Origin of the sequence: Allomesorhizobium camelthorni (genome assembly GCF_011045125.1) — a bacterium.
In the GTDB taxonomy this organism is placed as follows: Bacteria; Pseudomonadota; Alphaproteobacteria; order Rhizobiales; family Rhizobiaceae; genus Allomesorhizobium; species Allomesorhizobium camelthorni.
Map to the genome: position 1 here is coordinate 33,767 of NZ_JAAKZF010000049.1, position 6,000 is coordinate 39,766.

The 6,000-nt window shown below is 57.6% G+C and carries 7 protein-coding genes; 4 read left to right on the forward strand and 3 right to left on the reverse strand.

Annotation, left to right across the window (positions count from 1 at the left end; genetic code table 11):
• Positions 1–226 precede the first annotated feature (226 nt).
• The 3 genes from G6N73_RS24905 (at position 227) to G6N73_RS24915 (ending at position 2,343) form a co-directional block, all read left to right on the forward strand.
• Complete coding sequence (locus tag G6N73_RS24905; RefSeq protein ID WP_246252541.1) at positions 227–877, forward strand: Crp/Fnr family transcriptional regulator; 651 nt, start codon at positions 227–229, stop codon at positions 875–877.
• 312 nt (positions 878–1,189) lie between these two features.
• Entirely contained in the window at positions 1,190–1,780 is a 591-nt protein-coding gene (locus G6N73_RS24910) for an ankyrin repeat domain-containing protein (protein ID WP_165032549.1), read from the forward strand.
• 47 nt (positions 1,781–1,827) lie between these two features.
• Positions 1,828–2,343, forward strand: a complete 516-nt coding sequence (locus tag G6N73_RS24915; protein WP_425484133.1) for a YHS domain-containing (seleno)protein — start codon at positions 1,828–1,830, stop codon at positions 2,341–2,343.
• Positions 2,344–2,371: 28 nt separating this feature from the next.
• Here G6N73_RS24915 and G6N73_RS24920 read toward each other — a convergent pair whose 3' ends face one another.
• From G6N73_RS24920 to G6N73_RS24930, 3 genes are read right to left on the reverse strand one after another with little or no spacing between them, the layout of a single operon-like run.
• Positions 2,372–4,600 (reverse strand): adenylate/guanylate cyclase domain-containing protein, encoded by a 2,229-nt coding sequence (locus tag G6N73_RS24920; RefSeq protein ID WP_165032551.1) that lies wholly within the window; start codon positions 4,598–4,600, stop codon positions 2,372–2,374.
• 24 nt (positions 4,601–4,624) lie between these two features.
• The gene (locus tag G6N73_RS24925; RefSeq protein WP_165032553.1) at positions 4,625–4,765 is read right to left on the reverse strand and encodes a hypothetical protein; all 141 of its coding nucleotides are present in this window, start codon (positions 4,763–4,765) and stop codon (positions 4,625–4,627) included.
• Positions 4,766–4,816: 51 nt separating this feature from the next.
• On the reverse strand, positions 4,817–5,143 hold the full coding sequence (locus G6N73_RS24930) for a hypothetical protein (RefSeq protein WP_165032555.1): 327 nt from the start codon (positions 5,141–5,143) through the stop codon (positions 4,817–4,819).
• 234 nt (positions 5,144–5,377) lie between these two features.
• Between G6N73_RS24930 and G6N73_RS24935 the strand changes: the two genes are divergently transcribed.
• The gene (locus G6N73_RS24935; RefSeq protein ID WP_165032557.1) at positions 5,378–5,557 is read left to right on the forward strand and encodes a hypothetical protein; all 180 of its coding nucleotides are present in this window, start codon (positions 5,378–5,380) and stop codon (positions 5,555–5,557) included.
• The last annotated feature ends 443 nt before the right edge of the window (positions 5,558–6,000 follow it).

A 6,000-nucleotide genomic window follows, 5' to 3' on the forward strand; every position in this document is an offset into this window, starting at 1 on the left:
CTTCCCTTTCCGTCGTCGGATTGTTTGCAATCGCCTTATATTAATGGGGCTGCACGACCTTCGTCTGTGGGAATGCCCACATCCTTAAGTGCACTGCAAAGTCACTGCTCCCGGACGGAAATTTCTGACAGCGTTGCAAGCCATCAATTTTCTTTCGTTCGGGATGCGGGCGAAGTACACTTGACCAAACCAGAACGAGACCGCGATGACAGTCTCCCACGGGTTCATGTCGAGACTCAGCGATACTGATATCGCAGCGCTCGATGAGCGGTGGCACAAGCACGACTATCGGCACAACGAACTGATCATTGCTCATGGCGACACGGGCCGTGACGTGTTCTTCCTGCTGGAAGGGCGGGCGCGTGTCACTATGTTCTCGGAAGACGGCAAGGAGATTACCTATCGGGATATCGAGGCCGGTGAGATTTTCGGAGAACTTGCCGGCATCGACGGAAAGGCGCGCTCGGCCAGCGTCGTCGCGATTGCGGCAAGCCGGGTGGCGCGGCTGCCTGAGGCGGCATTCCGGGATATGGTGGTCAAGCATCCGAATTTCGCCTGGACGCTTCTTGAGCACTTGTCAGCTCAGTTAAGGCGGATGACCGACAGGGTTTACGAGTTCAGCACTCTGGTTGTGCGCAAACGATTGATCGCCGAACTGCTGCACCTGGCCGAGGAAATTGGACCCGTCGATGGCCAGGTCTTTATAAGCCCGGCGCCGACGCACTCGGAATTGGCGTCAAAGATCAGCACGCACCGAGAGGAGGTTTCTCGCGCGATGAGCGGCCTCGCCAAGAAGGGGCTCGTCGAAAAGCGCGGCGGCATGCTTGTGCTGCGTGATCTTACTGCCCTCGAAGGGCTTGTTGGGAAAAAGGAATAGCAGGGCGGCCCGAGGCGGATCAACGCTACTCGTTCATTAACCTCGCCCGGGCCGGATTCGAAAGGCCAGGAGGATGCGCTGGCTCTCCAGCAGAAAATCAAGAAGCGGCTTTCCGGGGCGTTGCGGTCACTTCTTTGGTCAGGAGCGCACATCTCTATTCATCCTGTGGAAACAGTCCGCCAACAAAGCCAATGCGCCACCAATTCTGCTTCTGGTGTAGAAACAACTTAGGTGTTGTTGATCTTCATGCTGCAACCGTGGTATTTTTGATTTTTCCGTCCGTATTAGCTTAGATGGGGGGCGGAGTGCATCATGAGGTACTACAGCTTTTTTTTGGCCGGCCTTCTGGTCTGCGTCCCTGCAGCTTTCGCTGGCCCGCTGCACGACGCGGTAAGACAAGGTGACATCGAACAAGCAGCGCAGTTGCTTGATGGCGGCACCAATCTCGCAGCGCCAGATCCCGCCGGTGAGCCGCCGCTGCTCATCGCTGCATTGGAGGGACACGCTGACGTGGTCGCGCTGCTTCTCGATCGGGGAGCGGACATCAACGTTCGTAACAAAAGTGGCCTTACCGCGCTGCATGCGGCGGCATACGGTGGAAACCTTCCGGTTATAGAGTTGCTGTTGTCAAAAGGCGCTTTGGTCAACGACAGCGACAACTTCTTCAAGATGTCGCCATTGCATGCGGCAGCGGAAGAAGGGCACGCAGATGTCGTCAAAGTCCTGTTGGATGCCAAGGCCGACATCGATGCCCAGGAGCGCAACGGCTATACTCCGCTCACCCAGGCTGGCTGGCGCGAGCATTGGGACGCCGCCGACCTTCTGATGAAAGCAGGTGCAGAATGCCAGAAGGCCGATCTGGTCGGCGACTGGCTCTACAACGAATGCTCCAAGCGGCAGTGATCTCGTCGGATCGACGACGACCGTCTCGCGGAGCAAAGGAGGATATGATGAACAGTACCGGATCAATGATGATGAAGCCCATTGTCCGAACGGCTGGTGTTGCTTTTACGCTCCTGGCGTTCATGTCTTTGTCACAAGCCCAGGAAGTGGGGGTTGTGAATACCGGCTATTTCGGGGACGTGGCCATCAGGGGCTACGACCCGGTGGCCTACTTCACCGAGAACAAGGCGGTTGAAGGGACCGAAAGGTTCTCCCACCATTGGCTGGGCGCCACCTGGCATTTTGCCAGCGCGAAGAACCGGGACCTGTTCGTCCGTGACCCGTTGAAATATACACCTCAATATGGGGGCTACTGCGCAGACGGGGTTTCGCTCGGAACCATCACGACCAACATCGATCCAAAAGCCTGGCGCATCATCGATGGCAAGCTGTACCTGAACTACGATCCGGGAGCGGCCGACGGTTTCGGGAAAAATCCCACGAAGGTCGTCGACTCGCAGAAGTACTGGCCAGAGGTGAAACAGACGCTGGTGGCCGAGAAGCGCCAGTTAAATATGCAGTGATGCCTGGATCGCTAATTCTTCTCCCCGTTCAGGGCTTCTCCGGGGAGAAGAATTTCAGGGCTTGCGGCGACACGTGGACGTAGGCGAGGTTGCTCTCGCGGCCATCCCGATTGCGGTAGACATGGCCGCATGTCCACCGGTCCATGAAATATCCGGGAAAATTCTCGCAGAGCTGACCGTCGCGCACTTCGACGACGCCGGTAATATTGGTGTTCTCGCTGCGGTAAGCAGTGTTCCCGGCGCTGTCGAAATACTGGAAGAACTCGGTCCCGTTCTTGTGCTTGCCGACCCAACTCCGGTTTGCGACGATTTCCTTTAGTTGTTCTCCTTTGAGCAAATCAGCTTCACGGCCTTCGAAGCCGAACGGCCATTCCGTGACGCCGGCCAGACGCAGGCCGTCCAGATGGTACTTTCGATCTTCTTCGCGCCAGTAGTCGTAGAGGTAGCCGTAGTAGGTGAGATTGCTGTCCGGGAACAGCGCAAGCAGTTCGGCAGCTGACAGGGAAGCCTTTTCCAGATCGGCCTGATGCGCATATGCGGCCGCTCGATATTCGGCGATCGGCTCGTTGTCGGGCAGTTTTCCGCGCGCCGATTCCAGAAGCTTGATCGCCCGTTCGTTCTCGCGCGCCGTATACAGCGTCACGCCCGCCAGCAGCTGGAAATTGGCCGACGGCGCCGGATCGAACCTCATTGCCTTGTCGATCTCCCGCCTGGCCCCTTCGCGGTCACCCGTATGAGCAAGGACCAAAGCGAGATTGCCGATTGCCTCGGCATCGTTCGGTTGGGCGGTGACGGCGCGTTTGGCGGAGTCGATCGCTTCAGCATGCCGACCGTCCACAAGCTGGATCAGGGCGAGCACTGTATGCGCACGCGCATTCTTGGAATCCAGATTGAGGGCCTGCCCCGCAGCGTCATAGGCGATCTTGCGCGCTACCGCCGCCGACCAGATCAGATTGTAGTCATTGCGCCATACGTCGACTGCCACTCTGGCAATCCCCGCATGGGCAGCGGCGAAGCTGGGGGCGAGATCGATCGCCCGCTGATAGAAAGAAAGGCTACGGCGGTAAGTGTGGACGTCGCTATACAGGAACCCTTCCTTCTCGGCCCGCAGATAGTAGTCGTAGGCTTCAAGGTTCTCGGTGGGGAGTTGGGCCAGCAGTTCGCTTTCGCCCTCGCTAAGCTTCACGGCAAGGGCCGATATGATGTGTCGGACGACGTCGTCCCGGACAGCGAAGATATCGGCGAACTGGCGGTCGTAATGTTCTGCCCACATGGAGGATCCCGTAAGCGCATCGATAAGGCTCACATTGATCCGAACACGCGAGTCGGTCCTTTGCAGCGATCCTTCCAGCACGAATTTCACGCCAAGCTCGGACGCCACCTCCCGAATATTCCTGGTAGTATCTCCAAGGGCAAAAACGGAATGCCGGGCTATGACGAACAAGCCGCCGACCTTGGACAATTCCGTAATCAGGTCATCCGTAAGCCCCATCGACAGGTGCTCCTGTTCTTCCTCGCCACCGACATTGATGAAGGGAAGGACCGCGATCGACGGCTTGTCCGGGAGCGGATATGCGAGGCGTTCAACTGCGGAGGGATCGGCTTCCCATGAACCCCAGAACCAAGCTCCCGCGATCGCTGCGATCAGCAGCGCCATGACCATGGCAACGGCAGTCGTCAGCTTGCCCCCTCCGACCCGGACAGGCGACACGGGCGGGGTGGTAGTGAGTGCCCGAGCCTTCTTGTCGAGCGCCACCTTGTACACGGAAACGGGCTCGGCAATGTTCTTGACCTGCTTCGTGCCTAAAGGTTGGATCGAGAGGTCGAGCTTGCCTCTGACATGTTCAAGAGTGGATCCGGCCAAGCAGATGCCACCCGGTTCGGCCAGTTCCTGCAGCCGCGAGGCAATATTCACGCCATCGCCATAGATGTCTCCGTCCTTGAAAACTATGTCCCCGATATTGATTCCGATCCGGTATTGAAACTGCCTGTCTGGTTCCCTCCCGGCATTGCCCCGTTCCAGGTCGGCCTGGACTTCGACAGCAAACCGGATGGAATCCACGACACTGGGGAACTCAACAAGAGCCCCATCGCCCGTTGTCTTGACGATGTGACCGCCATATTGGCGAGCTCTGGGGTTGAAGATTGTGCGGTGATGCCGGTCGAACGCGGCCAGCGTTCCTTCCTCGTCCGCGCCCATGAGGCGGGAATACCCAACCATATCCAATGCAAGGACCGCGGCCAGCCGGCGTTCCATGCTGAACTCCCTTGAGATTCAAGTTTAGCGGAGCGGCTGCATGAAATCCATCGCAGCGATCCTTGCTGCCTCGTCCTGCTCGACGCCGCCTTTGCTGTTTTCATTTAAGCTGCACGCCATTCGAACCTCAACGGCAAGCTCGAACTCTACCGTGTCGGACGCCAAGTCATTTCGTGGAAATACGAAGGCGACGACTGCATCCAGCCGATCAACCCGCTATGAGCGGCTGCCTTCCTCGTCCTCGTTGAGAGGGTCCAGCAACCCGGTCCCATCATAGATCCGGGTCAGGGTCAGGCGCTCTTCCTCACTGAGACCTTTATAGTCGAGGAATGCGACGAAGAGGTGTGGACAATGCTTTTTGAGCTGCGCCGCCAGGGCTTCTGCATCTTCCAGCGTCGTTTCCGGCGTCAACGTCAGACCAAACAGTTTGCCGAGTAGCGAAGGAAACATGCCGCCCTCAAACCGAATGCAGAGCCGCCCGTCCGACATCACCTTGACGGTCGGGCAGATCGCCATGAAATCGGTCGGCAGCGTCTTGCTCATGCCACGGAACATAGGAAGAACAACAACAATTTTCCAGTATCGAAATTGGCGCTCAATACCTGACGTGGATGCGCTTAAGCGCCCTTGCTATTGTGCAGCGCCGCAAAACATGGTGCGCGTGCGAACTCTCTGCTACGATGCCGCAACATAAAGGCTTAAATAACGGGATTTTTTCCCGGAACAAATTACATTAGCGAGTGTTTATGTACACCATTCCCGATCAAGGACGCAACTATGGCGGACGAAAAGCCCGTAAAAGGCGGCCAGGATCAGGACCGCGGCGAGCAATCAAGCGAGAGCAAGGAAGCCAGGGCTTTCGCCAAGAAATTCAACATCTCGCTCGACAAGGCGAAGCTTCTCCTTGAGCAGCATCGCGCAATATTGGAACGCGAGACAGGAAAACCGAGGAAATAGGGCCGGCGGAGCTGGTGCTCGGAACAAATCGACGCCTCGGCTTGTTCAGGAGGTCCAACCTAACAGACGACAAGGTCAAACCGGCGGGCACGGCAGAGCCCGCGTGGCGATCGATCGCGAGATTTGACGAAACCCGCCGCGCAACGAGGCTCTGGTTCCAAGGAGTGCCGACAGCTTGTTCCAACTCAAAAAGGCCCGCCACCCCAGTGAAGCGACGGCTAAGCCATACCGACGGAATGGCCAGAACTTGCACCCGGTCACATCTGTTGCCGGGAGCGGTTCCTGACAGCGACTTTCATGGATAAGCGAGCATAGCGACAATCTTCTGCTGGCGCGGGCGAAAAGATTAGTGCGACGCCAGAAAGAGACTTTGGCGAGGGCTCTCACAGATGCGGACGACCGAAATGGAGACCTCTTCAAAAGAAGCGGCTGCCTGAACAAAA